Source organism: Novosphingobium sp. PhB55, assembly GCF_004368805.1.
GTDB lineage: Bacteria > Pseudomonadota > Alphaproteobacteria > Sphingomonadales > Sphingomonadaceae > Novosphingobium.
In genome coordinates this window covers 348,319-372,673 of record NZ_SODQ01000002.1, presented here as the reverse complement: position 1 = coordinate 372,673, position 24,355 = coordinate 348,319, and the positions used below count along the sequence as shown (strand labels likewise).

Below are 24,355 nucleotides of genomic sequence, written 5' to 3'. Positions count from 1 at the left end.
CCTCCCAACTTCCGGAAGAGATGCCGCCGATCGCGCCGCGGTTGCTCACCGACCTGCTCGACCATGCCGTGGAAGCTCACGGCGCCTGGCCGGCGATCGACTTCATGGGCCGCAAGTGGACCTACAAGGAGATCGGCGACCTGTCCCGCCGCGCGGCGCGGGGGTTGCAGGACCTCGGCGTCAAGCGGGGGACGCGGGTGGGCCTGTGCCTGCCCAATACGCCCTACTACGTGATCTGCTACTTCGCGATCCTGCGCATCGGCGGCATCGTGGTGAACTTCAACCCGCTCTACACCGAGCGCGAGATGGCGCATCTGGTGGACGATTCCGGTGCGGAATTCATCGTCGCCTCCGACCTTGCGCTCTCGCTTCCCAAGATCGAGCCGCTGGTCGGAAAGGGCGCGCTGCGCCGCGTGATCGTCTGCCCGATCGCCGATGCCCTGCCCAAGCTGAAGGGCCGCGCCTATCGCCTGCTCAAGCGCAAGGACATCGCGCATGAGCCGCATGACTTGCGCTTCCTGCGCTTTGCGGACCTGATCGCGCGCGACGCCGATCCCGATCCCGTCGAACGCTCGCCCTCGGACCTTGCCGTGCTGCAATATACCGGCGGCACCACCGGCGTGCCCAAGGGCGCGATGCTCAGCCATGCGAACCTCGCCGCCAATTCGGCGCAGATGATCGCCCATGTCGGCCACATGCCGGAGACGCAGGAGCGCACGCTGGGCGTCCTGCCGTTGTTCCACGTCTTCGCGCTGACCACGGTGCTCAACTACTCGGTGGACACCGCCGCCGAGATGATCCTGCTGCCGCGTTTCGAGATGAAGTCGTTCCTGGCCACCGCCAAGCGCACCAAACCGACGCAGTTCTTCGGGGTTCCCACGCTCTATACCGCGCTCAACAACCAGCAGCTCCACGGCGAGTTCGACCAGGTGCGCGTCTGCATCTCGGGCGGGGCGCCGCTGCCGCTGGAAGTGCGCCAGAAGTTCGAGCAGCGCACCGGCGTGCGCGTGGTGGAAGGCTACGGCCTGTCCGAAGCCTCCCCGATCATCGCCTGCAATCCGCTGGAAGGCGAGGTGAAGAACAATTCCTGCGGCCCGGCCTTCCCCGGAACCGTTCTGGAAATCCGCGATCCGGACAACCTGCACAAAGTCATGCCCCAGGGCGAGCGCGGCGAAGTCTGCGCGCGCGGCCCGCAAGTCATGTCCGGCTACTGGAACCGGCCCGAGGAATCGGAAAAGACCTTCATCTACGGTGCCTTGCGCACGGGAGACGTTGGCTATCTCGACGAAGACGGCTATCTGTTCCTGGTGGACAGGATCAAGGACATGATCCTCTGCGGGGGGTACAATGTCTATCCGAGAACGATCGAGGATGCGCTCTACGAGCATCCGATGGTGCACGAGGCGATCGTGATCGGCATTCCCGATACCTATCGCGGGCAGGCGCCCAAGGCCTTCGTGGCGCTCCATCCCGGCGATACGCTGGACCAGGAAACCCTGATGGCCTTCCTCAAGGAACGGCTCAACAAGATCGAGATGCCAAGCCAGATCGAATTCCGCGACAGCCTGCCCAAGACGCTGGTCGGCAAGCTCTCCAAGAAGGAGCTGGTCGAGGAAGAGGCCGCGCGCCGCGCCTCGGGACAGGATTCGTGAGCGGCACCGGAGCCGCACTCACTCCGAACGGCGAGCCCCTCCCCGCAGCAGGCGCGCAGGCGGCAGCCCCGCGCGAAAACCCGGAAGAGGGAGAGCCGGGCGGCGACATGCTCGGCATCCAGGAAGCCGCCACCGAACTGGGCGTGACGATGCGCACCTTGCGCTTCTATGAAGACAAGGACCTGATCGCCCCGCAGCGCGTCGGCACCACCCGCATTTATTCGCGCCGCGAAATGGGCAGGATGCAGCTGATCCTGCGCGGCAAGCGGCTCGGCTTCTCGATCCGCGAGATCAAGGAATTCCTCGACCTCTACGACGTCGATCCCGAACACCACGAACAGGTCCGCGCGCTACTCACCCGGGTTACCGACCGTATCGACGAACTGCGCCAGCAGAAGACCGCGATCGAACAGACGCTGGAAGAACTGCTGTCCATCGAGCGGCAGTCGCTGGCCTGGCTCAAGGGCATGCCCGTGGAAGTCCGCAGCGGCCCGGCATCGGCACCGCCTGAAGAACGGCCCGGAGACCAGCCATGAGTGAAGACGCCCGCCGCGCCGTGGAAGAACTGCGCGACCTGCTCAACGTGGAAGAGATCGATACCGGCATCTTCCGAGGCGCCGCCTCGGCCGAGGAAATGGGCCGCGTCTATGGCGGCCAGGTCGTGGCCCAGGCGCTGGCCGCCGCCGCGCGGGGCGTCGATCCCGAGCGGCAGGCCCACTCGCTCCACGCCTATTTCCTGCGCGCCGGCGATTCCGCCCGCCCGATCATCTACCGCGTCCTGCCTGACTTCGACGGTGGCAGCTTCTCCAACCGCCGCGTCGTCGCCATGCAGGGCGGCAAGCCGATCCTCAACCTGGCGGCTTCCTTCCACCGGCCCGAGGAAGGGCTGTCCCACGCGGTGCCCATGCCGGACGTCCCGGCACCGGACGAGTGCCCGGATTTCCGGGACGCCCTGGCCGCTGCCGGACAGAAATTGCCGTCCTTCCTGCTGGACCGGCTCGCGGCCTTCGACATCCGCCCTTGCCCCCCGGTGCGCGGCGGCGATCTGCCCCAGCGCCAGGAATGGTTCCGGCTGGCCCGGCCGCTCGGCAGCGATGACACGATGCAGCGGGTGCTCCTGGCCTATGCCAGCGACTTCGCGCTCGTTTCCACGGCGCTGATGCCCCACGGGCTGGGGTTCTTCTCGCCCGGCGTGACCGGCGCCAGCCTCGACCACGCGATCTGGTTCCACCAGACCCCGCCGATCGACGACTGGCTGCTCTATGCCATGGACAGCCCCTGGTCCGGCCATGCCCGCGGCTTTGCCCGCGGCGCGATCTACACACGCTCGGGCGAACTGGTCGCCAGCGTCGCGCAGGAGGGCCTGCTCCGCGTCAAGCCCCAGGCCTGACAGTCCGCTCGGGAATTCGCTGACTTCAGGGCGCCAGCCCTTTCTCCAAGCCCATGATCGGGTGGAGAAAAAGCCGGTGCCCCGCTTGGAATGCCTCGGGGCGCCTTACTTTCCGGCAGCCACGGGCGGGTTAGGATAAGCGATGACGAGCGAAAGCGGTGCTTCGCCGCGCTGCCAGATGCCCACGACCGCGCCGTTGTAGAGATAGGCCGTCATGCCCGGCCGCAGCACCGCGCGCTGGCCGTCCGACACCACTTCGCCCTCGCCCGACAGAACGTAATAAACCTCATCGTGCGCGATGGGATGCGCGCCGATGGCCGCGCCCTTGTGCAGGACCCGGCGGCGGAACTCCATCGCGCGCGGTGCGGGCACGGCATCCGAAATGCGATAGGCCGTGCTCATGCCGATGGCGCCGTGCGGAGGGGCTTCCTCGCGCACGGTGTCCTTTTCGTCGATGACGGCCATGGGCGGGGCCGAGGGTGAAGTCGGGGCCGGGGTGCCGGTAGTGGCAGCCGCCATCAGCAGCAGCCCCGCGATCACTTCGCCGCCCCTTCGCGCATTTCTCTGTCCCGCGCGGAGAGCTTCTCCTGCGGTCCGGCCTTCTGCCCGGGATAGAGGCCCGACTTCGGCGTCATCGTGCCGAGATTCCAGTCCTTCTCCACGAAGGTGGCCTGAGTCGGCGCCGGATGCGGATAACCGCCGACGACTTTCTCGTCGTCGATCACTTCGCCGCGGCCCTCGGCCACGAAGAACAGCACGCGGATGTCGTCGGGCGCGCGGTCCCACGGGCGGGCGCCGACCGAGCCGAGCAGGTCGGTTTCGAGGTCGGCGGCGGGCATCACCTTGTAGCCGTCGAGGCTGGCGAGCGGTGCCGGCGCTTCGATGACCTTGGCCTTGGTCACGCCGTAGCGGCCGAGCATCGGCGCGGGATTGCCCCAGCGATCGACGTTGATGTTGTCCTTGCTGAACCAGGCGAGGTCGCCGTCGCCGCCCAGAGTCAGGAACGGCAAGCCCGGCGCGGTGGAATTGCCCGCCCGCATGACATTGCCGACGGCCGTGATCTCTCCGGTCACATAGGGATGGCCCGCCCATTCCAGGTTCATCAGGTTGTAGTGCACCGCGCGGTGGCCAGGATCGTAGATCATGTTGTTGACCATCAGCACTTGCGCCCCGCCCTTCACCAACGGCGAGCGCTCCATGTTGTGCGCCCAGACATTGCGGTAGAAGACGATGCCGGTGGCGTTGTCGTGCACCAGCGAGCCCTTGGAATGCTCGCCCTTGGGATGGCTGGCGTCGGCCAGCCCTTCCGCGGCCAGGTTCTCGCGGAACAGCACGTCGTGGCTGGTGGCCTCGCGCCATTCCTTCACGGTCTTGCCGTTGAAGCGCGGACCCGACGTCGACATGTTCTCGTCGATCGCCCAGAAGAAGCTGCAATGCTCGATCACCACATTGTGCGCGGCAACGGTGGAGAAGGCATCGGCCTCCCAGCCGGAGAGCTTGGGCTGGCCATCCACCCCGGTCATCACGCGAAGATGGCTGATCTTCACGTCGTGCCCCTTGAGGTCGATCCCGCCGCGCACGATCGTCACGCCCGGCGAAGGCGCCGTCTGCCCGGCGATGGTGAGATAAGGCTCATCGATTTCCAGCACCGTGCGCCCCAGGTCGATCACGCCGCCCACCTCGAACACCACGATGCGTTTGCCTTTCGCCTCGACCGCCGCCTTGAGCGATCCGGGTCCATCCTTGGCGAGCGTGGTGACGCGGATGATTCGCCCGCCGTCGCCACCTTTCGTAGGGTCTGCCGCTTGCGCCATCGCCATGGGGGAGACCGCCGAAATCGCCAGAATGGCGACCGATGCGGCCAGGGTAAGACGGCCGAACTGCCTCGTTGCTTTCACTGCTCTCTCCCGTTTGATCCGGTTCTTGCCAGGCTTGTTACAGCGTTCTTGACAGGGTGGCGTCCCTGCGGCAATAACTAATGACACCGGTTACCAAGACCGGCAAGAACGAACTGACGATTGCGCGACAAGGACGATACGCAGTTCAATCGAGTGCGCCGCAAAGGCGTTGAGGAAAGTACCGCAAGGTGCTGGGAGCAGGTGCCGGAGAAAGGAAGCGCCCAAGGCGCGATCCTCTTTGACACCGGTATCAATAGGCTGAGAAGGCCAGTGAGCCGGAAGGCTACAGGGGGAGTTGATCATGCAAAGGCATGTTTCGAGGATTTCGCTACTGAAGGCAGCGCTGGTCGCGGGCAGCGCGCTGGCATTGCCGCACGCCGCCTTCGCGCAGGACACGGCCGCAGACAATACCGGCGCCGCCGCCCAGACGGCCCCGCAGGACAGCACGACCGCCCAGGAAATCATCGTCACCGGCTTCCGCCAGTCGCTGGAAGCCGCGCTCAACGTGAAGCGGGAATCGGTCAGCGCGGTCGATGCCGTCGTGGCCGAGGACATGGCCAAGTTCCCCGACCAGAACCTTGCCGAATCGCTCCAGCGCATTCCCGGCATCTCCATCCAGAAGGACGGCGGCGAAGGCCGCGCGATCACCGTTCGCGGCCTCAGCGCCCAGTTCACCCGCGTGCGCGTGAACGGCCTGGAGACCATCGCCACCAGCTCCGACGGCGCGTCCGCCAACCGCGACCGTTCGTTCGACTTCAACGTCTTCGCCTCGGAACTGTTCAGCAGCCTGGTGGTCCACAAGACCGCCGAAGCCAGCCTCGACGAAGGTTCGCTGGGCGCCGTGGTGGACCTCAACACCGGCAACCCGCTGGCGGGCAAGGCCGGCCTTTCCGCCGTGCTCAACGTCCAGGGTTCCTACAACGACCTGTCGGACAATGTCGGCCCGCGCATCGCCGGCCTGCTGTCCTGGAGGAACGACGCGGGCACGTTCGGCGTCAATCTCTCGGCCGCCTATTCGCACACCGACACGCTGGAAACCGGCAACAACTCGGTGCGCTGGGCCCAGGCCTACTTCAACTCGGTGAACGGCACGCCGTGCTACTTTTCCAACGTCGGCCCGACCGGCGGCAACCCGGTCGGCACGGGCGGCGGCTATCGCCCCTCCGCCGCCTGCGACGCGGCCTCGCTCTCGTTCCACCCGCGCATCCCGCGCTACGGCGTGGTCGAGCATGACCGCAAGCGCCTGGGCCTGACCGGATCCATCCAGTTCGAGCCGACCGACCGCACCAAGCTCTCGATCGACGGCCTCTATTCCTCGTTCAAGGAAGACCGCGCGGAACAGTGGCTGGAAGTGCTCGCCCGCTCCAACGAGCGCCGCTTCGACGTGGTGGACCCGGTCTACGACGACAACGGCAACATGGTCAGCGCCACGTTCAACAACGCCTATGTCCGCACGGAAAGCTACTTGCGCAAGTCGAAGACCGAATTCTACCAGATCGGCGCGACGCTGGACCAGGACGTCAGCGACAGCTTCCGCTTCACCCTGCTGGGCGGCATGTCGCAATCGAACGCGGACATCCCGGTCGAAACGACTTTCGCCTATGACAACCGCAACGCCAACGGTTTCAGCTACGACTACTCGGACATGAAGACGCCGGTGCTGAACTACGGCCTCGACGTGACCAATCCGGCGAACTTCCAGCTCGCCGAAATCCGCGACCGGCCTTCTTATGTGAAGAACCGCTTCAAGACCGCGCAATTGCGCACCGAGTGGGACCTTGCCGAAGGCTTCACGGTCAAGACCGGCGCAGTCTGGCGGCGCTACAACTTCCGCACCCAGTTGTTCCAGCGCGACACCGCCGCCTGCGGCGCCAACGGCACGAAGGACCTGATCCTCGGCCAGGTGACCTGCTCGGCTTCGGTCTACGGCCTGCCCGTCACTTCGGACATCTCGCAAGTCGCCAACCTGGGAGACGCGGGCCAGCCGAACGGAACCACCGATTCCTGGCTCGTCGCCAACATCGCCAATGCGGCAGACTATACCAACCTCTATGGCCGGACCGCCATCGAGGACCTGGGCAACAACCGCCGCGTGCAGGAAACGACGTCGGGCGGGTACCTCCAGTTCGACGTGAAGGGCGACATCTTCGGGCTCGAATATGCCGGCAACTTCGGCATGCGCTATGCCCATACCGGCCAGAAATCGACCGGCTACACCGCCGGCGTCGCCGCCACCGTGGAGCGCAATTACGACGACTGGCTCCCGGCCATGAACATCGCGCTCTACCCGCGCCATGACGTGATCCTGCGCGGCGCCATCGCCAAGGTCATCACCCGGCCTTCGCTGGGCAACCTCAACCCGGGCGGCTCGGTGGACGGCTTCAACTACCGCGTCACGTTCGGCAACCCGTTCCTCGATCCCTATCGCGCGACCAATTTCGACCTTTCGGCCGAATGGTACTTCGCCCCGCAGGCCCTGCTGTCGGTGGCCGCCTTCATCAAGAAGATCGAAAGCTTCCCGGTCGCCGGCACTTACGTGGCCACCCTGCCGCAGCTCGGCCTCGGCCGCGACGTGCTGGGCCAGAGCACGCCTGCCTACATCAACTACGATCCCAACCAGGAATATGTCGTCTCCTCGCAGGTCAACGGCCAGGGCGCGACGCTGAAGGGCGTGGAAGTGGCACTGCAACTGCCCTTCACTTTCCTGCCCGGCATCCTCAGCCACACGGGCTTCCAGGGCAACGCCACGTTCATCAAGAGCAAGGCGGACTACACGATCACCGGCCCGGCCACTTCGGCTTGTACCCGCAACGCCACGACAGGCGCCTGCGCCCTCACCGGCGTCTCGGCGGTCTATACCCAGACCTTGCTGGGCGTGTCCAAGAAGGCGGCCAACGCCACGCTCTACTATGACGACGGCAAGTTCAGCATTCGCGGTTCGGTCAGCTATCGCGGGCCCTTCGTGGATGCGACCAGCGCCACGGGCAATATCTTCGAAGGCTATGGCTCCTACACCAGCATCGATGCGGCGATCCGCTACAAGGCCACGGAGTGGCTGGAACTCTCGATCGACGGCAACAACCTGACCGATGCCTATCGCTATCGCTTCAACGACGTCTTCGCGGAGCGCAACTACGAAAACAACCACTTCGGCCGCACGATCCTGTTCGGCGCGCGCGCAAAGTATTGACGTTCGGCCGATACATCTGCCGAATGCCATGAACTGAAATAACGAAGAGGAAGCCGCCATGACCATCGACCGCCGATCGTTCATGGCGGCTTCGCTCGCCTCCGGGCTGCTGCCTGGATTGAGCGCCGGCCAGGCCCTGGCCCAAACCGGAAGGCCGGGCGATAGCGGCATGACACCGCCTCCGGCCGATGCCGCCAAGGCGCCGCCGCCAGGCTTGCCGGAACCCACCGAGACGATCGACCTCTGGCCGAAAGGTGCGCCGGGAATGCCCGGAGCGCCGCCGGTCGAAACCGTCACCGAACGCTCTGCCAACGGGCAGGTCAACGATCGCTCCGTCACCGGCACCACCCATCCGCGCATGGTGGTGTTCCGGCCCGACCGGCCCAACGGCGCGGCGGTGCTGATCGCCCCGGGCGGCGGCTACCGGCTCGTCGTGATCGACAAGGAAGGCTACGAAGTGGCGCGCTGGCTTGCCGCGCGCGGCTTCACGGCCTTCGTGCTGTTCTACCGCCTCCCCGGCGAAGGCTGGGCGGATCGGCAGGACGTGCCGCTGGCCGATGCGCAGCGCGCCATGCGCCTGATCCGCCACCGTGCGAAAGACTTCGGAATCCAGCCGGAGCGCGTCGCCGCCATGGGCTTTTCGGCCGGCGGCCATGTCTGCGCCAGCCTCTCCACCCGCTTCGACGCGAAAGTCTACGCGCCGGTCGATGCGGCGGACAGACTTTCCGCGCGCCCGTTCTGCGCGGCCCCGGTCTATCCGGTGGTCTCGATGGACCCGGCCATCGCCCATGCCGGATCCCGCGACCTGCTGCTCGGCCCCTCGCCCACAGCGGAACTGGAAGCCGCGCACTCGCCGGAGCGCACGGTGCCCAAGGGCGCGCCGCCGCACTTCCTGCTTCACGCCGAGGACGATCCCGTCGTCCCGGTAGACAACAGCCTGCGCCTGCGCGCCGCGCTCCGCGCGCAAGGCGTCCCGGTGGAAACCCACCTCTTCGCGCAAGGCGGCCACGGCTTCGGGCTGCGCGGCACGATCGGCAAGCCGGTCGAGGCGTGGCCCGATCTCTGGCGGGCCTGGGCACGCTCGGTCGGCCTGGCCTGAAGGAGCTGGGGCTGAGGTAAATGGCCGGAAGGAACCGGCCGAAACATTCGGGGCAGAATGGGATGACGATGGACAGACGCGACGCACTCAAGACCGCCCTGCTCGGCGGCATCGGCCTTGCGGCCCCCACTCTCGTAAGCGGAGAGGCTGCCGCGAAGGCGCCCGGAACGGGTAGCGCTCCGCCGTCCGCCCCGGCGGCGCCCGCCCGCAACTGGCGCCGCGGCTTCGACAACCAGCGCGTTTCCAGCCTCGGCGGCGGCAGGATGCTCAACCCCGTCCTTTCGGGCGACCGGCCCGACCCCGCCATCCTCAAGGACGGCGAAGACTATTATCTCACGTTCTCCAGCTTCGATTCCTACCCCGGCCTCACCATCTGGCACAGCCGCGACCTGGTGAACTGGCAGCCCCGCAAACCGGCGCTGACCCGCAATATCGGCTCGGTATGGGCGGTGAGCCTGGAGAAGCACGAGGGACGCTACTTCCTCTACATCCCGGTCAAGGCCGAGCCCAACGAGATCTACGTGATCTGGGCGGATCATATCGACGGCCCGTGGAGCGACCCGAAGCCGCTGGGCCTGCATGACCATATCGACCCCTGCCATGCCGTGGGCGAGGACGGCTCGCGCTGGCTGTTCCTCTCGGGCGGGGACCGGATTCGCCTTTCCGAAGACGGGCTGTCGCTGGCCGGCAAAGTCGAGCACGTCTACGATCCCTGGCACTATCCCGAGGATTGGGACGTGGAAGGTTTCTCGCCCGAAGGCCCCAAGATCCACCGCCATGGCGACTGGTTCTACATGCTCACGGCAGTGGGCGGCACGGCCGGGCCGCCCACCGGCCATATGGTGATCGCCGCCCGTGCCCGCTCCATCCATGGCCCCTGGGAACAGCACCCCGGCAATCCGCTGGTCCGCACCGAAAGCCAGTCCGAAGCCTGGTGGTCGCGCGGCCACGCCTCGCTGGTCGAAGGGCCGGACAAGCGGTGGTACACGCTTTACCACGGCTTCGAGAACGGCTTCTGGACGCTCGGCCGCCAATGCCTGCTCGACACGATCGAATGGACGCCGGACGGCTGGTTCAGGATGACCGGCGGAGACCTGTCGCAGCCGCTGCCCGCGCCGAAAGTGGCTAATCCCCTGCCCCACGGCATGGCGCTGTCGGACGATTTCTCCAAGCCGCTGGCGATGGGTTCGAAATGGTCGTTCTTCCGTCCCGCGCCTGACGAGGCGGCCCGCGTGCGCGTCGCGGACGGCGCGCTGCATCTCAAAGGCAAGGGCCTGGCCCCGTCGAGCGGCTCCCCGCTGCTGCTGATCGCGGGCGACACCAGCTATCAGTTCGAATGCGACATCGAACTGGCCCCCGGCGGCACGGCGGGCCTGCTGCTGTTCTACGACGACAAGCTCTACGCCGGCCTCGGCTTCGACGCGGCGCGCTTCGTCACGCACCAATATGGCATCGAGCGCGGCCGGCCCGCCAATCCCCATGGTGGCCGCATGAAAATGCGCCTCACCAACCGGCGGCACATCATCGCCTTCCACACCTCGGCAGACGGCGGCCGCACCTGGAAGCGCTTCGATCGCGGCATGGAGGTTTCGGGCTACCACCACAATGTGCGCGGCGGTTTCCTGATGCTCCGGCCCGGCCTCTATGCGGCCGGTCCCGGCGAAGCGACGTTCCGCGACTTCCGTTTCACGGCGCTGGAGGACTGAGTTCGGCGCGGCGGAGGGAGCCGCGCCGCTGAACGCTCAGGACTTTCCGGTGCCGCCATTGCCCGAAGTATCGAGCCTGGTTTCCATACGGTAGTCAGGCAGGGCATCCAGCGCCTGGCGCAGCGCCTCTCCCCAGCCGTCCGAAATCGACTGGAAATACGGATCGTTCGGCTCGATCCGCCGGTCGTGGAGGGGGGTGAAGCGGTCCTGTTCCAGCACCAGCAGGTCCAGCGGCAGGCCGACCGATAGGTTCGCCTTCACGGTCGAATCGAAGGAGACGCACATCAGCTTCACCGCCTGCTCGAAAGTCATGCTCCGGTCGTAGCCGCGGATCAGGATCGGGCGGCCGTACTTGGTTTCGCCGATCTGGAAGAAGGGCGTATCGAAGCTGGCTTCGATGAAATTGCCCTCGGGGTAGATCAGGAAAAGCCGCGGCTCCATGCCCTTGATCTGCCCGGCCACGATCATCGAGGCGCTGAAGGTGCCGGTCGCGGCCTTCTGGCCATTGTCGCTGGCGCGCTCGGTGATGATGTCCTGGAGGAGATTGCCGACCACCGTGGCCACCTGGAACATGGTGGGCGCTTCCAGCAGGGAATTGTGCCGCTCCGCCGGGGCCTTGTTCCGCTCTTCCAGCTGGCTGATGACCGCCTGGGTGGTGGCCAGGTTGCCCGCCGTCATCAGGGTGATGATGCGCTCTCCCGGGATTTCCCAGTGATACATCTTCTGGAACGTGGAGATATTGTCGACGCCCGAATTGGTGCGGGTGTCACTCATCAAGACGAGTCCGCGATCCAGCATCATGCCTACACAATAGGTCATGGAATCAAAAACCCCTGAATTCCTGCGTCCCGCGCGACCATTCACCGGACCGCGGCCGTTTCAGCCGCCTTGTATCTGCCGCTGCCCGCCGTCTGCGGACTGCTGTTGCTGCTGCTGTCCTAGCAGGTTCTCCTCCACGGACAAATGCACGTCCAGCCGGGTTTCCCCCGCGCCCGTGGCCACACCCGTAACCGGGGCGGCCTCTGCATAGTCTGAGCCGCTGGCTACGCGGATATACCTTTCATCCGGGCAGATCGCGTTGGAAACGTCGAATCCGACCCAGCCCAGCCCCGGAACGTGCGCCTCTGCCCAGCCGTGCCCGGCATCCTGCTCCACCCGGTCGTTCATCCGCAGATAGCCGCCGACATAGCGCATCGGGATGTCCAGCAGGCGCCCGGCGCTGATGAAGATATGGGCATGGTCCTGGCAGACGCCTTTTCCTGCCGTCAGCGCCTGTTCCGCCGTCGTGCGCACGTCCGTGGCGCCCGGCACATAGGCAACGCGCGCGGCGATGGCGCTGGAAAGGACATGGAGGAACCCCACCAGGTCCGACTTGTCGGCATCGACGGAGGCCAGCAGCGAACGCACCCCCTTGCCGGCGCGGGTCAACGGAGTCGCGCGCAGGAAGCACCAGAGCGGGGCATGCCCGCCATGCGCGCCGGTGATGCCGTTGTTGTCGCTGGTGCGCACCGTGCCCGCGCAGGTGACGGTGACTTCCCGGGCGCCCGGTTCGATGGAAACGAGCGAGGTGTGGTTCTGGTGCTGATCGTCGTAGCCCACCTCGTGGCGCGCGCCGGTCAGTTCCATCGTCCAGTCGAGCACTTCCTGCCCGTGAGTGGTCTTGGGCCGCAGCCGAAGCCGCTGCAATCCGTGCGTGACGGGAGCGGCGAAAGCGTAGCGCGTGGTGTGCGTGACGGTCAGAAGCATGGAACAAGCCGTCCTATTCGTTGAAGCGGTAATCGGCGGCGATGGCACTGCCCAGCCGGCTGGTCTTGCCGATGAAGTCCTGCAGGAATTCGTGCAGGCCCATCTCGAAGATCGCCTCGATCGAGGTTTCCTGAAGCGCGCCGCCAGTGGCGCGCAGAAGCGCGTGCGCGGATGTCTCCCCGCCATATTCCTTGGCGAGGCCTGCCATGTTGCTGCGAAGCTTGTCGTAGCAGAAGACCAGGCTGCGCGGAAACTGCCCGTCCAGGATCAGGAACCGGGCGATCCCGCGCGAGTCCATGGCGCCGGCGTTGAGCCAGGAATAGGCACGGTTGCCCGCCACCGAGCGCAGCAGCGTGTCCCACTGCACGTTGTCCAGGCTGGAGCCGACCCAGGCCGCCGAGGGCAGCAGGACGTAGTATTTCACGTCGAGGATGCGCGCGGTGCTGTCCGCCCGCTCGATGAACGTGCCGATGCGCGAGAAGTTGAACACCTCGTTGCGCAGCATCGTCCCTTCCAGCGCCCCGCGCACGAGCGTGCCGGTGCGGCGGATCTGGCCCAGCACTTCGCCCAGGTTGGTCTCCCGAACCGGCCGCGCGAGCAAGTCGCGCAAATGCATCCAGCCTTCGTTGGTGGATTCCCATACGGCGTTGGTCAGGCTGTTGCGCACCATGCGGGCATTGGTGCGCGCGTTCTCGACCATGGCCAGGACCGAGCCGGGATTGTCCTTGTCGCGCAGCAGGAAGTTGAACACCTGGGGCCCGTTGAACCCGCCGTGGACGCGGCAATAGTTCCCCACCAGCCCGGTGGTGGTCAGGACCGACTTCCACTCCTCGTCCTGCGAATGCTTGTTGCCCCGCGTCAGCGCGAGGTGGAAACCCACGTCGATCAGGCGCGCGGTGTTTTCCGCCCGTTCGAGATAGCGGCTCATCCAGTATACGCCGTTGGCGGCCCGTCCCAGCATCAGCGCGCCCTCACCCGTCCCATAGCCCTCATTCGTCCAGCACCCACGAATCCTTGGTGCCGCCACCTTGCGAGGAATTGACCACCAGCGATCCCTTCTTCAGCGCCACGCGGGTGAGCCCGCCCGGCGTGATGTCGATGCCTTCGGGCGAAACCAGCACGAATGGCCTCAGGTCCACGTGGCGCGGCGCCAGTCCCTCCTTGGTGAAGATCGGCACGGTGGAGAGCGATAGCGTCGGCTGGGCGATGTAATTGTCCGGCCGTGCGCGCAGCTTGGCCTCGAAATCGGCCAGTTCCTTCTTCGAGGCGGCCGGGCCGATCAGCATGCCGTAGCCGCCCGAGCCATGGACCTCCTTGACCACCAGTTCGGCCAGATTGTCGAGAACATAGGCCAGGGAATCGCTTTCCGAGCAGCGCCAGGTGGGCACATTGGCCAGGATCGGTTTCTCGCCGGTATAGAACTCGACGATCTCGGGCATGTAGCTGTAGATCGCCTTGTCGTCGGCGATGCCGGTGCCCGGCGCATTGGCGATGGTAATGCCGCCCGCGCGGTAGACGTCCATGATCCCCGAAACGCCCAGCGCCGAATCGGGCTGGAAGCTCAGGGGATCGAGATAATCGTCGTCTACGCGGCGATAGATCACGTCGATCGCCTTGTAGCCCGTGGTCGTGCGCATGGCGACGCGGCCGTCCACCACGCGAAGATCGCGGCCTTCCACCAGTTCCGCGCCCATCTGGTCGGCCAGGAAGGCGTGCTCGAAATAAGCGGAATTGTAGATGCCCGGCGTCAGCACGGCCACGGTCGGACGGGTGCCGCCGCCCTTTCCGCCATCGTACGCCGGCGGCGCGCAGGCCCGCAGCGAGCGGGCCAGACGGCGCGGATAGTCGGAAACCGGGCGCACCGGGATGCGCGTGAACAGCTCCGGGAACATCGCCATCATCGTCTCGCGGTTCTCGAGCATGTACGAGACGCCGGACGGCGTGCGGGCATTGTCTTCCAGCACCATGAACTCTTCCGGCCCGGTGCGGACGAGATCGATGCCGACGATATGGGTATAGACGCCCCCCGGCGGCGTCATCCCGATCATCTGCGACAGGAACGCCTCGTTGTTGCGGAGCGCGGAGATCGGCAGGCGGCCGGAGCGGATGATCTCCTGGCGGTGGTAGAGGTCCTGCAGGAAGGCATTGAGCGCCCGCACCCGCTGCTCGATGCCCTGCGTCAGCTTGCGCCACTCGCGGGCGGTGATGATGCGGGGGATCATGTCGAAGGGAATGAGCCGCTCCTCGGCGGCGTCGTTCCCGTAGACGTTGAAGGTGATGCCGATGCGGCGAAAGAAGCGCTCCGCCTCGGCGTCCTGCCGTTTCAGCCAGGCCTTGTCCTGCGAGTCGTACCATTTTCGAAAGTCGGCGTAGGCAGGTCTCACCGACCCATCCTCGTTGAGCATCTCGTCGTAGTTGGTTCCGCCCGTAGCCGTCATTGTGACTCCCGTTTGTCCATGTGATGCAACACGGAAACGAGCTTGCCAAGCGGTTACGCTGCAAGTGCGAAAGAAAAATTCCTGCGCGGATCGGCGGAATTCGGACCGATTTGGTCTGGAGCACGCTTTCCCGCGCAATCTCCGGCAGCATATGCGTGCGCTGCAGGTGCTAAGTGCAGTTGGCTAATTCACTGATCCTGGCGCGGGAATCTCCGGGGCTTTGGTATCTCGCCCTGCCTGGGCTTCCAGCAGGCCCCGCGCCGTCAGGTCCGCCCGCAGCGCCGGGGCGCCGTGGAAATGATGCACCTGCCAGCCCAGCGCCCGCGCCGAAGCGATGTTGGCGGCATTGTCGTCGATGAACAGCATCGCCTGCGGGTCGTGGCCGAAGCGTTTCGCCGCCAGGTCGAAGATGCGCGCGTCGGGCTTGGCCAGCTTCTCGTCCCCAGAGACGACGATGTCGCCGAACAGGTCGAACAGCGGCTCCACCGCGCGGTACTCGCGCCAGAACGGGCTGGCGAAGTTGGTGATGGCAAAAAGCGGCACGGCCTGTGCCGCAAGCTCGCGAACGATGTCGTGGCTGCCCGGGACGTTGCCGGGGATCGTTTCCAGGAACCGCGTGGCGTAAGCGTCTATCAGGGCGTCGTTGCCCGGGAACGCGGCCTTTCGCTCGGCCACCAGTTCCGCCAGATCGCGACCGGCATCATGCTCGAAGTGCCATTCCTCGGTGACGACGGTGGTGCAGAACCAGTCCAGCCGCTCCGGCTCGGGGATCAGCTTGGCGAAAAGCAGGCGCATGTCCCACTCGACGAGGACGCGCCCGACATCGAACACGACGGCCGCTACAGGCGCCGCTACGGGCCCGCGCGCTTCGGCAGGATGGTTTTCTTGGACAGCAGACATGACAAGACCCCCGCACCTGGCGGGGGCCTCATGTCGTCAGACGCAATCGCCCGTCCGCCTTGGTCATCCCCGCCCGATGGCAGGGACAGACAGACGAATCAGCCCTGGCGGGCCTTGAAGCGACGGTTGGTCTTGTTGATGACGTAAGTGCGGCCGCGACGGCGGATCACGCGGTTGTCCCGGTGACGACCCTTGAGCGACTTCAGGCTGTTCGTAATCTTCATGTCTAGTCTCGTCTTGCGTGGTCCGGCGGTTGCACCAAGCAAACTGGGGCCGCCGCAAAATAGGAAGTGGCGCCGTTAGTGGGAGCGGCTTGCAAAGTCAAGCCCGAGGGGCCATTCCACCTCGTGCAAGAGCTTCGTTTTGCCGTTCATCCCAAGGCAATCGCAAGCGCCCATAACCCAGGTTCGGGTGCGACCCAACCGATTCTTCGCCAATCGCCTTTTCGGACCCCAACGAACAATGAAGACGCTAAAAACCGCGATTTTCGCTACTGGAATGGTCGCAACGCTGCTTGCCGCTCCCGCGCTTCAGGCCCGTCCCGGCTGGGGTGGCGGTTATGGTTCGGGCTGGGGTTCCGGCTGGGGCGATCGATGGGGCGACCCGCTGATGGGCGGCCCGGTCGGCGCGCCGATGTCCTCCAGCCGCACGAAGGATTCGCGCGAAGGCCGCGTGGAAGTGAGCCGATTCGTTGCCCAGGATCCGCAAGCGGCCGATCTCGGCCACGGCGTGGTTTCGGTTCAGTCCGATTCGGGCGAAGGCCAATGGGTGCCCGGCGCCGAGCGCGCCGCTTATGAGGCCGCCATCGTCGATGCCCTCGTCGGCGCGGGCTACGACACCCAGCACAAGGAAGACAATGGCGGGCAAGTGGCCGAGCTGAAGATCAGCCGCCAGGTCCTGACCCCTGCCGAGGAAAAGCGCAATCCGGTCAGCGGCACCGCGGCCATGGGCGTCAGCAACCGCGGCTCGGCCTACGGGCTGGCCGTGAACGTGGACCTCACCAAGCCCCGCACGGCGCTGATCGGCACCCGGCTCGACACCCGGATCGTCGACAAGGCGAGCGGCAAGGTGCTGTGGGAAGGCTATGCCACGATCGCCACGCGCGAGGGTGACGACAACTGGCCGGACTACCGCATTGCCGGCAAGCTGGCCGCCGCCCTGTTCGACGGCTTCCCCAAGGCCGACCCGGTAGGCGTGTCCGCCCCCCAGGGCTGAAAGTGCCGCGCCGGGGCACGCGCCTGCCCGCCGGCAGGCTTGACCCCGCCGCAGACTGAACCGCCGGCAGACTGAACCCGCCGCAGATTGGCCCCGCCGACCAAGCGCAACCCCGCAAGCCGCCCGTGCGACTTTCTCCCTTCACGGGGGTTTATTGCATGAGGAACCGCCTCAGGAGAGCCTGACATGATCCGCATCCGTCCTTTCGCCCCCCTGTTCATGGCCCCCCTTCTCGCCGGAGCGCTGGCTCTGGGCGGCTGTGCCGCGCAAGTCGGGCCGGTGGAAGTCACGCGGTTCAGCGCTCCGGACGCATCGATGCTCGGACGCGGGGTGATTCGCGTCGATCCTGCCAATGCGCAGGATGCCTCCAGCCTGGAATTCCGGACTTACGCCGCCGCCGTGGCGCAGGAGCTGGCGAAAGTCGGCTACCGCCAGGCCCTTCCCGGAGAAGCCGTGCGCGACACGCAAGTGGCGGTGCTCTCGGTGGAGCGGCAGATCTATCAGCCCGGCGCGCGCCGCAGTCCCGTCTCGGTGGGCGTGGGCGGCAGCACCGGCAGCTACGGATCGGGCCTCGGCCTGGGGCTGGGCATCAACCTGGCCGGCAAACCGCAGGACCAGGTGGATACCCGCATGCATGTGATGATCAAGGACCGCCCGGACGGCCGCACCATCTGGGAAGGCCGCGCTGCCTTCACTGTCGGCTCCAAGTCTCCCGTGGCGCAAACCTCGCTGGGCGCGGCAAAAATGGCCGAAGCGTTGTTCAAGGGGTTTCCGGGCAAGTCGGGTGAAACTATCCTGGTGAAATGACCAGCATCCAGATCTCCTCCGCATTCGATTCCGGCAACATCGAAGTCCTTTCCATCGATGGCACCACCGCGCGACTCAAGATCCGCCCGGATCACGAATCGGACTTCCTCCAGTGGTTCCACTTCCGCGTCAGCGCCGCCCCCGGCCAGAGCATCGCGGGCGAGGAACTGACGCTGAAGATCACCGGCCTCAACGCCTCGGCCTATCCGCTGGGCTGGCCCGGATACCGCGCCTGCGCCTCGGAAGACCGCCAGTTCTGGGGCCGCGCCGAAACCACCTGGGACGGCGGCAAGGACGGCGGAACGCTCACCATCCGCCACACGCCTGACAGCGAACTGGCCTGGTTCGCCTATTTTGCGCCCTATTCGATGGAGCGCCATCACGACCTCATCGCCTCGCTCGCAGGGCTTGAGGAAGTGGACTACCGCCTGCTCGGCACCACGCTGGACGGCCGCCCGCTCGATTGCCTCTCCATGGGCGACGGACTCAAGCAGGTCTGGCTCTATGCCCGCCAGCATCCCGGCGAATCGATGGCCGAATGGTGGATGGAGGGCGCTCTGGAAGTGCTGGCCGATCCCGCCGATTCGGTCGGGCGCGAACTGCGCAAGCGGTGCCGCTTCCACGTCGTGCCCAACATGAACCCGGATGGTTCGGCGCGCGGCCACTTGCGCACCAATGCGGCGGGCGTGAACCTCAACCGGGAATGGGCCGAGCCCAGCGCCGAGAGGTCTCCCGAAGTGCTCGCGATCCTGGCCGCCATGGACGAAACCGGCGTGGACTTCGCCATGGACATCCACGGCGACGAAGCCATCCCCGCCGTCTTCCTGGCCGGTTTCGAGGGCATCCCCTCGCTCAAGGCCGAGCAGAAGCAGGGTTACGACCGCTACGCGACGATCCTGGAACGCCGCACGCCGGACTTCCAGACCCGCCTCGGCTACTCCACCGCCCAGCCGGGCAAGGGCAACCTGACGATGTCCACCAATCAGGTCGCCGAGCGCTTCGGCGCCGTGTCCATGACGTTGGAAATGCCGTTCAAGGACCATGACGAAGCCGCCGACCCGCGCCAGGGCTGGAGCCCGGAACGCTCGGCCCAGCTTGGCAAGGACTGCATGGGCGCGCTGCTGGAATGGCTGGTCGAGCAGGACGGCAAGTAAGAACGGCCGCGCCGGCTTGGGACGCCTGAAGGTTCGGCATCCCAAGCCCGCCGCGGTGAAAGGAACTACCCTTTCACCGGATCAGATCCCGGCCCACTGCCGCAAGGCCTGCCTGACGGCGAGGTTCTCGTCGTAGCTCCAGGACGGTGAGACGGCGGCCGCCGGCACTTCGCCGAGCACGCTCTGCAGCATCATCCAGCCCGAGGCCCAGTCGCCGCGCGTGTCGTCGCATACGGGGAACGAATCCCAGTCCTTGGCCAGCCGGATCATCGAGCGTTGCTGCGCCATCGACGCATCCAGATCGCCGACCATGAACGAAGTGAAGGGCAGCGCCTGGCGCGGACAGGCGCCGAAGCGCGAAAGGCGGCGGTCAGCGCCCGGCAGGTCCATGTTCGGCGGATTGACGACGATCGCGCCGAGCACCGGGTTTTCCGCGCCCAGTCCCTCGAACTCCACCCACCAGGCAAGCGCGAGGGCGGCGATGTCGTCAGTGACGATCACCACCGGCCGGTCGGCGCGGCGAACCGCGAGGTTGAGTTTGTTGACCCAGGTATTGCGATGCGGCTCGTCCCAGAGGCCCAGCTCCAGCAGCCGGCAATGCTCGCTCCAGCGCGCCCAGCGGTTCATCCAGTGCCCTTCGGCAAGGGGCGCGCCGGGCACCAGGAGAATCAGCGGCACATGGTCCTGCGCACGGGGATAACGGTAGTGTGTCATGGGGTGCTCCAACGCTGTTGGGGATACCGCCGGTCGACTCTGTCTACGTCCCGACCAGACGCACCATAACTCAACTGATTTAGTTGACAATAGGATTCCGACAAAGCGATGCGCTGCCGCGCCGCTCCGAAAGGGCCGCGCGGCGGTGTGTGCATCGCCAAGGGGGGAGAAACCCCTTGTCTTACAGGAGGTTGGCAGGTCCGAAAGCGTGAGGGAGCAGCGCGGACAGCGTCGTTTCCAGCACGCCTTCCGCGCCGTCGCACCAGACCACCGGGTCGGTGCCGCCGACTTGCGCGATCTCGTTGAGGATCTGGCGGCAGCGCCCGCAGGGGGTGACGGTATCGCCCTGCCCCGCCGCGCCCGGAGCGCCGCCGGTCACGGCCACGGCTTCCAGCTTTCCGGGCTGCCCGGACGACAGGATCGCGGAAACCGCAACCGTTTCCGCGCAGAGCGACAGGCCATAGCTGGCGTTCTCGACATTGGCCCCGGTGACCACCGAGCCGTCCGCCATGAGCAGCGCGGCGCCGACATGGAACTTCGAATAGGGCGCATAGGCGCGCGACGCGGCCTCGCGCGCGGCCACGAGCAGGGCGTCGCGCTGTTGAGTGGTGAAAGTCATGGCTGCACCACTACCCAGCGCAGCCCCCCTTGCGCAATCTCGCTCGCGAGCGAGCCGTTCGCCGTCCACAGGGACCACGGCCGGCCGCCATAGTCGGGCAGCATGCGATCGCGCACCAGCCAGAGGTTGCGATCCAGCTTGGCCGCGATGCGGTAGCGGTCCTCGAAAGCCTTGCTGACCTTGAGAATCACCGGCTTGCCTGCGTGCGTCTCGATCTGGTTGATGAAAGTCATCAACTCGCTTTCGACTTTGGCGTCGGACACGTTGGTGGGGCAGCCGTCCGCCAGGATGTCGAGGTCGATGGCCGGCGGCAGCAGCGCCGAATCGCGCGGCACGGTGGTGACGAAATTGGCGGACTGCATTTCCGCCGGCTGGCAGGGATCGTAGCGGTGGACGGCCCCCACTTGCAGCCCCGCCGCCTTGGCCGCCACGAAATTGGCGACGAAGCGCGGATCGCGCGCAAAGGCGCTGACGCTGGCGCTGGCATCGATATAGGCGAAGTCCACGCCGACCGCCTTGAGCGACTTCCAGTTCACCTCGCCGTCGGCGGCGCCGATTTCCACGCCCTGCATGGGATAGATCGAACGGTCGGGCGTCCAGTGGCGCAGATGCCACCAGCCCCAGCCCCCGGCGACAAGCGCCAGCAGCAACAGCACCGCGGCGATACGCCACAGGATGCGCGCGCGCGCCTTGGCGGCCAAACCCTTCCTCGTCATCGTGAAGCCCCCTTCAGCCGCGAATATGCAGGACGCAGATCAGCGTGAAAAGCCTGCGTGCGGTGGGGTGATCGGTGGCGACTTTGCCGTCCAGCCTTTCGAGCAGGAGTTCGGCGGCCGAATCGTGGATGCCGCGCCGGGCCATGTCGATCGTCTCGATTTCCTGGGCGGAAGCCTTGCGAATCGCTTGGTAGTAGCTTTCGCAAACGGCGAAATATTCGCGCACGGGCCGGCGGAAACGGGCCAGCCCCAGCATCATGGTCTCCAGCGGATTGCCGGATTCGTCGCCCAGTTCCAGCGAGAGGCGACCGTCGCGAACGGAGAGGCGCAGCCGGTAAGGCCCCTCGTGCCCCGCCTCGAAGGCGCGGACCGGCTTGAAGACGTTGTCTTCGATGAGGTCGAAAATGGCAATGCGCCGCTCCTGCTCGATATCGGCGTTGCGCCACAGGATGGTCGCGTCGTCCAGCTCGATATGGGAGATGCGCGGATCGGACATGTTCCCTTGCCCTTTACGCGTTCGCAGCATGGGGTCGCAAGGGGCGTTGTTGCGTGGGCGTTTTTGTCCGACCGCACGGTCAGGCAAAAACAGGCGCCCGCCCGATTCGAGCGGCATCGGATGTCGAAGGCACCCCCGGGGGGAGACGTCATCCCGGCCCAAAACCGCTCCTCAACACCCTGTGGATTAATATCACTCTTCTGCTCGCTTGCTGCCGGGGGGCGAGATGGGGCATTGTCCGCCCCCTCATGTCACAACAAGCCGCCATTGCCCTCGCACCCGAGGCCGAAGCCCGCAGTCTGCCCGCCAACGTCGAGGCCGAGGCCGCATTCCTGGGCGCCGTCCTGATCGACAACCGGGTGATCGAGGAACTGCAGACGCAGCTCACCCCGATGCACTTCTACGAACCGGTCCATGCCCGGATCTACGAGCGCATCCTGCAACTGCTCGATCGCAAGGCCGTGGTGACGCCGGTTACCCTGCGCCCCTATTTCGAATCGGACGAAGCGCTGAAGGCGCTGGGCGGCGTGTCCTACCTCGCCCGCCTCACGGCCGACGGACAGGGCCTGCTGGCCCCGCGCGAGCTGGCGGACCAGATCTACGACCTTGCCCTGCTGCGCGAACTGATCTCGGTGGGCCGCAATCTCGTGGCCGAGGCGATGGACACCTCCGAATCGGTCGAACCGATGGAGCAGGTGGAACGCGCGGAAGCCGCACTGTACAAGGTGGCCGAAGGCGCCTCGACCGCGAACGAGGCCAAGAGCTTCGCCGCCGCCACCCGCACCGCCATCGGCGCCATCGAGAAGGCGTTCAATTCCGGCGGCCATATCTCGGGCAAGACCACGGGCCTCAATTCGGTCAACGGCAAGATCGGTGGCCTGCACGATTCCGACCTTATCATCCTTGCCGGCCGTCCCGGCATGGGCAAGACCTCGCTCGTCACCAACATCGCCTTCAATGCCTCCGACCGGCTCCAGCGCGACCTGGCCGACGGCATTCCGGCCGAGAAATCGGTCGGCGCGGCAACGGCCTTCTTCAGCCTGGAAATGAGCGCCGACCAGCTGGCCACGCGTATCCTGGCAGAGCAGTCGGGCATCAGCTCCGAAGCGCTGCGCATGGGCAAGATCAGCCGCGAGGATTTCCAGCAGCTCTCCTTCGCCAGCCAGCGCCTGGCCGAACTGCCGCTCTATATCGACGATACGCCCGGCCTCACCATCGCCGGCCTGCGCACCCGTGCGCGCCGCCTGAAGCGCCGCCACAATATCGGCCTGGTGATCATCGACTACCTGCAGCTGCTCCAGGGCTCGGGCCGCGCCAACGACAACCGCGTCAACGAAATCTCGGAAATCTCGCGCGGATTGAAGACGCTCGCCAAGGAACTGCACGTTCCGGTGATCGCGCTGTCGCAGCTTTCTCGTGCGGTGGAATCGCGCGAAGACAAGCGGCCGATGCTTTCCGACCTTCGCGAATCGGGCTCGATCGAGCAGGACGCGGACATGGTCTGGTTCGTGTTCCGCGAGGATTACTACGCCAAGGGCGTCGAACCGCGCGAACCCGGCGATAACGATCCGCCAGACGTCCACGCCAAGTGGAACGAATGGCGCGAACACATGGAGCGCATCACCGGCCTGTCCGAACTGATCATCGCCAAGCAGCGCCACGGCGCCACCGGCAAGGTGCGCCTGCGCTTCGAAGCGCGGATCACCAAGTTCTCCGATCTGGCCGACGACGACATGCGCGCGGCGTTCGAAAGCGACTGACCATTCCCACGGGCAAGCCGAAAAGGATACGATGAGCGACCAGAAAGTCCTGCTTCTCGCCGGCGGCAGCGGTTCGATCGGCAGTGCCATCGCCCGCCAGGCCCTGGCCCATGGCTGGAAGGTCGCTCTTCATGGACGCACCCAGGAAAAAGTGACGGCGCTCGTCACCGGGCTTTCCTACCTCGGCACCGTGGACGGCTTCATTGCCGATGTCTGGGAAGAGGACGCGGCGGAAACCCTGATCGCCGAAGTGGGCGAGCAATATGGCCGGATCGACGCGGTGATCGATTGCGTCTCCACCGGGCCGCTCGGCATAACCGGACTGCTGCCCGAGACCGCGCCCGAGACCTTCGGCGATTTCCTCAACGTCTCCGTCGGCTGGGTCGAGCGCCTCGCGCTCGCCAGCTACGGTTTTCTGGGGACGCAGGGCGGCACGTTCATCGCCCTCGTCTCCGACGCGGGAATCTACGCGGCGGCGCGCCAGAGCCTGATCGGCGCAGCCCGGGCCGGGACCATCGGCTTCGTGCGCAATTTCGCCGTCGAAGCCGCGCGTGACGGCATCCGCGCCCACGCCCTGTCCACCAGCTTCGTCGAGGGCAGCGAAAGCGCCATCCGCATGGGATCGGAGCGGATGGCCCGCGCCGCCCGCCGCGCCGGCCTGGGGCTGCCGACCGCGGACGACATCGCGCCGCTGGCCCTGTTCCTCTGTTCCGACGGGGCCGCGAAGATCACCGGGCAAGTCATCAGCGTGAACGGCGGCCTGAACGCCTGAGAATTCGCGACCCGCGAATTCGGGGTGCGGGCCGGTGCCGTCTCAAGAAATACCCGCATGGGCATTTTTCAAAGATCGCGTGC

General features: G+C 66.1%; 23 protein-coding genes. 11 read left to right on the top strand and 12 right to left on the bottom strand.

The window, feature by feature from the left end; genetic code table 11:
- The first annotated feature begins 20 nt into the window (after positions 1–20).
- From EDF57_RS06045 to EDF57_RS06035, 3 genes are all read left to right on the top strand, one after another.
- Positions 21–1,652, top strand: coding sequence for a long-chain fatty acid--CoA ligase (locus EDF57_RS06045; protein WP_243840904.1), 1,632 nt, complete (start codon positions 21–23; stop codon positions 1,650–1,652).
- 107 nt (positions 1,653–1,759) lie between these two features.
- Entirely contained in the window at positions 1,760–2,188 is a 429-nt protein-coding gene (locus EDF57_RS06040) for a MerR family DNA-binding transcriptional regulator (protein WP_134093726.1), read from the top strand.
- Entirely contained in the window at positions 2,185–3,042 is an 858-nt protein-coding gene (locus EDF57_RS06035) for an acyl-CoA thioesterase II (protein ID WP_134093469.1), read from the top strand. Before EDF57_RS06040 ends, EDF57_RS06035 begins: the two co-directional genes overlap by 4 nt.
- A gap of 105 nt (positions 3,043–3,147) precedes the next feature.
- On the opposite strand, the gene EDF57_RS06030 is transcribed toward EDF57_RS06035, so the two are convergent.
- Entirely contained in the window at positions 3,148–3,561 is a 414-nt protein-coding gene (locus EDF57_RS06030; RefSeq protein ID WP_134093725.1) for a cupin domain-containing protein, read from the bottom strand.
- A gap of 17 nt (positions 3,562–3,578) precedes the next feature.
- Entirely contained in the window at positions 3,579–4,862 is a 1,284-nt protein-coding gene (locus tag EDF57_RS06025; RefSeq protein ID WP_134093724.1) for a pectate lyase, read from the bottom strand.
- Between the two features lie 379 nt (positions 4,863–5,241).
- On the opposite strand from EDF57_RS06025, the gene EDF57_RS06020 reads away from it, so the two are divergent.
- From EDF57_RS06020 to EDF57_RS06010, 3 genes are all read left to right on the top strand, one after another.
- Positions 5,242–8,130 (top strand): TonB-dependent receptor, encoded by a 2,889-nt coding sequence (locus EDF57_RS06020; RefSeq protein WP_134093468.1) that lies wholly within the window; start codon positions 5,242–5,244, stop codon positions 8,128–8,130.
- Positions 8,131–8,188: 58 nt separating this feature from the next.
- Positions 8,189–9,229 (top strand): alpha/beta hydrolase, encoded by a 1,041-nt coding sequence (locus EDF57_RS06015; protein ID WP_134093467.1) that lies wholly within the window; start codon positions 8,189–8,191, stop codon positions 9,227–9,229.
- 62 nt (positions 9,230–9,291) lie between these two features.
- Positions 9,292–10,935: a family 43 glycosylhydrolase gene (locus tag EDF57_RS06010; protein ID WP_208324800.1), complete on the top strand. Its 1,644-nt coding sequence runs from the start codon at positions 9,292–9,294 to the stop codon at positions 10,933–10,935.
- Between the two features lie 36 nt (positions 10,936–10,971).
- Here EDF57_RS06010 and EDF57_RS06005 read toward each other — a convergent pair whose 3' ends face one another.
- The 6 genes from EDF57_RS06005 to ykgO form a co-directional block, all read right to left on the bottom strand.
- Positions 10,972–11,754: a proteasome-type protease gene (locus tag EDF57_RS06005; RefSeq protein ID WP_132267423.1), complete on the bottom strand. Its 783-nt coding sequence runs from the start codon at positions 11,752–11,754 to the stop codon at positions 10,972–10,974.
- A gap of 60 nt (positions 11,755–11,814) precedes the next feature.
- Complete coding sequence (locus EDF57_RS06000; protein ID WP_132267425.1) at positions 11,815–12,681, bottom strand: transglutaminase family protein; 867 nt, start codon at positions 12,679–12,681, stop codon at positions 11,815–11,817.
- 13 nt (positions 12,682–12,694) lie between these two features.
- Positions 12,695–13,642 (bottom strand): alpha-E domain-containing protein, encoded by a 948-nt coding sequence (locus EDF57_RS05995; protein WP_134093465.1) that lies wholly within the window; start codon positions 13,640–13,642, stop codon positions 12,695–12,697.
- Positions 13,643–13,670: 28 nt separating this feature from the next.
- A complete protein-coding gene (locus EDF57_RS05990; RefSeq protein WP_132267428.1) occupies positions 13,671–15,119 on the bottom strand; it encodes a circularly permuted type 2 ATP-grasp protein in 1,449 nt (482 codons plus the stop codon).
- A gap of 183 nt (positions 15,120–15,302) precedes the next feature.
- Entirely contained in the window at positions 15,303–16,019 is a 717-nt protein-coding gene (locus EDF57_RS05985) for an HAD-IA family hydrolase (protein WP_134093464.1), read from the bottom strand.
- A gap of 98 nt (positions 16,020–16,117) precedes the next feature.
- Positions 16,118–16,243: a type B 50S ribosomal protein L36 gene (gene ykgO, locus EDF57_RS05980; protein ID WP_021235112.1), complete on the bottom strand. Its 126-nt coding sequence runs from the start codon at positions 16,241–16,243 to the stop codon at positions 16,118–16,120.
- 274 nt (positions 16,244–16,517) lie between these two features.
- Between ykgO and EDF57_RS05975 the strand changes: the two genes are divergently transcribed.
- From EDF57_RS05975 to EDF57_RS05965, 3 genes are all read left to right on the top strand, one after another.
- Positions 16,518–17,234, top strand: a complete 717-nt coding sequence (locus EDF57_RS05975) for a DUF4136 domain-containing protein (protein WP_243840903.1) — start codon at positions 16,518–16,520, stop codon at positions 17,232–17,234.
- Positions 17,235–17,420: 186 nt separating this feature from the next.
- Complete coding sequence (locus EDF57_RS05970; RefSeq protein WP_208324799.1) at positions 17,421–18,041, top strand: DUF4136 domain-containing protein; 621 nt, start codon at positions 17,421–17,423, stop codon at positions 18,039–18,041.
- The gene (locus EDF57_RS05965) at positions 18,038–19,195 is read left to right on the top strand and encodes a M14-type cytosolic carboxypeptidase (RefSeq protein WP_134093463.1); all 1,158 of its coding nucleotides are present in this window, start codon (positions 18,038–18,040) and stop codon (positions 19,193–19,195) included. The genes EDF57_RS05970 and EDF57_RS05965 overlap by 4 nt, the downstream gene beginning before the upstream one ends.
- 81 nt (positions 19,196–19,276) lie before the next feature.
- On the opposite strand, the gene EDF57_RS05960 is transcribed toward EDF57_RS05965, so the two are convergent.
- The 4 genes from EDF57_RS05960 to EDF57_RS05945 all read right to left on the bottom strand — a co-directional run bounded on the left by EDF57_RS05960 (position 19,277) and on the right by EDF57_RS05945 (position 21,740).
- A complete protein-coding gene (locus EDF57_RS05960) occupies positions 19,277–19,909 on the bottom strand; it encodes an alpha/beta hydrolase (RefSeq protein ID WP_134093462.1) in 633 nt (210 codons plus the stop codon).
- A 181-nt stretch (positions 19,910–20,090) separates the two neighbouring features.
- Positions 20,091–20,528: a cytidine deaminase gene (locus EDF57_RS05955; RefSeq protein ID WP_134093461.1), complete on the bottom strand. Its 438-nt coding sequence runs from the start codon at positions 20,526–20,528 to the stop codon at positions 20,091–20,093.
- On the bottom strand, positions 20,525–21,244 hold the full coding sequence (locus EDF57_RS05950) for a glycoside hydrolase family 25 protein (RefSeq protein ID WP_134093460.1): 720 nt from the start codon (positions 21,242–21,244) through the stop codon (positions 20,525–20,527). The genes EDF57_RS05955 and EDF57_RS05950 overlap by 4 nt, the downstream gene beginning before the upstream one ends.
- Before the next feature lie 13 nt (positions 21,245–21,257).
- Entirely contained in the window at positions 21,258–21,740 is a 483-nt protein-coding gene (locus EDF57_RS05945; protein WP_132267439.1) for a UPF0262 family protein, read from the bottom strand.
- Positions 21,741–21,988: 248 nt separating this feature from the next.
- Between EDF57_RS05945 and EDF57_RS05940 the strand changes: the two genes are divergently transcribed.
- Positions 21,989–23,500: a replicative DNA helicase gene (locus tag EDF57_RS05940; RefSeq protein WP_132267440.1), complete on the top strand. Its 1,512-nt coding sequence runs from the start codon at positions 21,989–21,991 to the stop codon at positions 23,498–23,500.
- A gap of 31 nt (positions 23,501–23,531) precedes the next feature.
- Positions 23,532–24,272, top strand: a complete 741-nt coding sequence (locus tag EDF57_RS05935) for an SDR family oxidoreductase (protein WP_132267442.1) — start codon at positions 23,532–23,534, stop codon at positions 24,270–24,272.
- Positions 24,273–24,355 lie beyond the last annotated feature (83 nt).

Coding starts and splice junctions, on each gene's coding strand:
- EDF57_RS06040 (WP_134093726.1), top strand. CDS start 1,760: ATGCTCGGCATCCAGGAAGCCGCCACCGAACTGGGCGTGACGATGCGC.
- EDF57_RS05950 (WP_134093460.1), bottom strand. CDS start 21,244: ATGACGAGGAAGGGTTTGGCCGCCAAGGCGCGCGCGCGCATCCTGTGG.
- EDF57_RS05995 (WP_134093465.1), bottom strand. CDS start 13,642: ATGCTGGGACGGGCCGCCAACGGCGTATACTGGATGAGCCGCTATCTC.
- EDF57_RS05960 (WP_134093462.1), bottom strand. CDS start 19,909: ATGACACACTACCGTTATCCCCGTGCGCAGGACCATGTGCCGCTGATT.
- EDF57_RS05990 (WP_132267428.1), bottom strand. CDS start 15,119: ATGACGGCTACGGGCGGAACCAACTACGACGAGATGCTCAACGAGGAT.
- EDF57_RS06035 (WP_134093469.1), top strand. CDS start 2,185: ATGAGTGAAGACGCCCGCCGCGCCGTGGAAGAACTGCGCGACCTGCTC.
- EDF57_RS05965 (WP_134093463.1), top strand. CDS start 18,038: ATGACCAGCATCCAGATCTCCTCCGCATTCGATTCCGGCAACATCGAA.
- EDF57_RS05955 (WP_134093461.1), bottom strand. CDS start 20,528: ATGACTTTCACCACTCAACAGCGCGACGCCCTGCTCGTGGCCGCGCGC.
- EDF57_RS05975 (WP_243840903.1), top strand. CDS start 16,518: ATGGTCGCAACGCTGCTTGCCGCTCCCGCGCTTCAGGCCCGTCCCGGC.
- EDF57_RS06030 (WP_134093725.1), bottom strand. CDS start 3,561: ATGGCGGCTGCCACTACCGGCACCCCGGCCCCGACTTCACCCTCGGCC.
- EDF57_RS05945 (WP_132267439.1), bottom strand. CDS start 21,740: ATGTCCGATCCGCGCATCTCCCATATCGAGCTGGACGACGCGACCATC.
- EDF57_RS05985 (WP_134093464.1), bottom strand. CDS start 16,019: ATGTCTGCTGTCCAAGAAAACCATCCTGCCGAAGCGCGCGGGCCCGTA.
- EDF57_RS05970 (WP_208324799.1), top strand. CDS start 17,421: ATGATCCGCATCCGTCCTTTCGCCCCCCTGTTCATGGCCCCCCTTCTC.
- EDF57_RS05940 (WP_132267440.1), top strand. CDS start 21,989: ATGTCACAACAAGCCGCCATTGCCCTCGCACCCGAGGCCGAAGCCCGC.
- EDF57_RS06045 (WP_243840904.1), top strand. CDS start 21: ATGCCGCCGATCGCGCCGCGGTTGCTCACCGACCTGCTCGACCATGCC.
- EDF57_RS06020 (WP_134093468.1), top strand. CDS start 5,242: ATGCAAAGGCATGTTTCGAGGATTTCGCTACTGAAGGCAGCGCTGGTC.
- EDF57_RS06010 (WP_208324800.1), top strand. CDS start 9,292: ATGACGATGGACAGACGCGACGCACTCAAGACCGCCCTGCTCGGCGGC.
- EDF57_RS06005 (WP_132267423.1), bottom strand. CDS start 11,754: ATGACCTATTGTGTAGGCATGATGCTGGATCGCGGACTCGTCTTGATG.
- EDF57_RS06015 (WP_134093467.1), top strand. CDS start 8,189: ATGACCATCGACCGCCGATCGTTCATGGCGGCTTCGCTCGCCTCCGGG.
- EDF57_RS06000 (WP_132267425.1), bottom strand. CDS start 12,681: ATGCTTCTGACCGTCACGCACACCACGCGCTACGCTTTCGCCGCTCCC.
- EDF57_RS05935 (WP_132267442.1), top strand. CDS start 23,532: ATGAGCGACCAGAAAGTCCTGCTTCTCGCCGGCGGCAGCGGTTCGATC.
- EDF57_RS06025 (WP_134093724.1), bottom strand. CDS start 4,862: ATGGCGATGGCGCAAGCGGCAGACCCTACGAAAGGTGGCGACGGCGGG.
- ykgO (WP_021235112.1), bottom strand. CDS start 16,243: ATGAAGATTACGAACAGCCTGAAGTCGCTCAAGGGTCGTCACCGGGAC.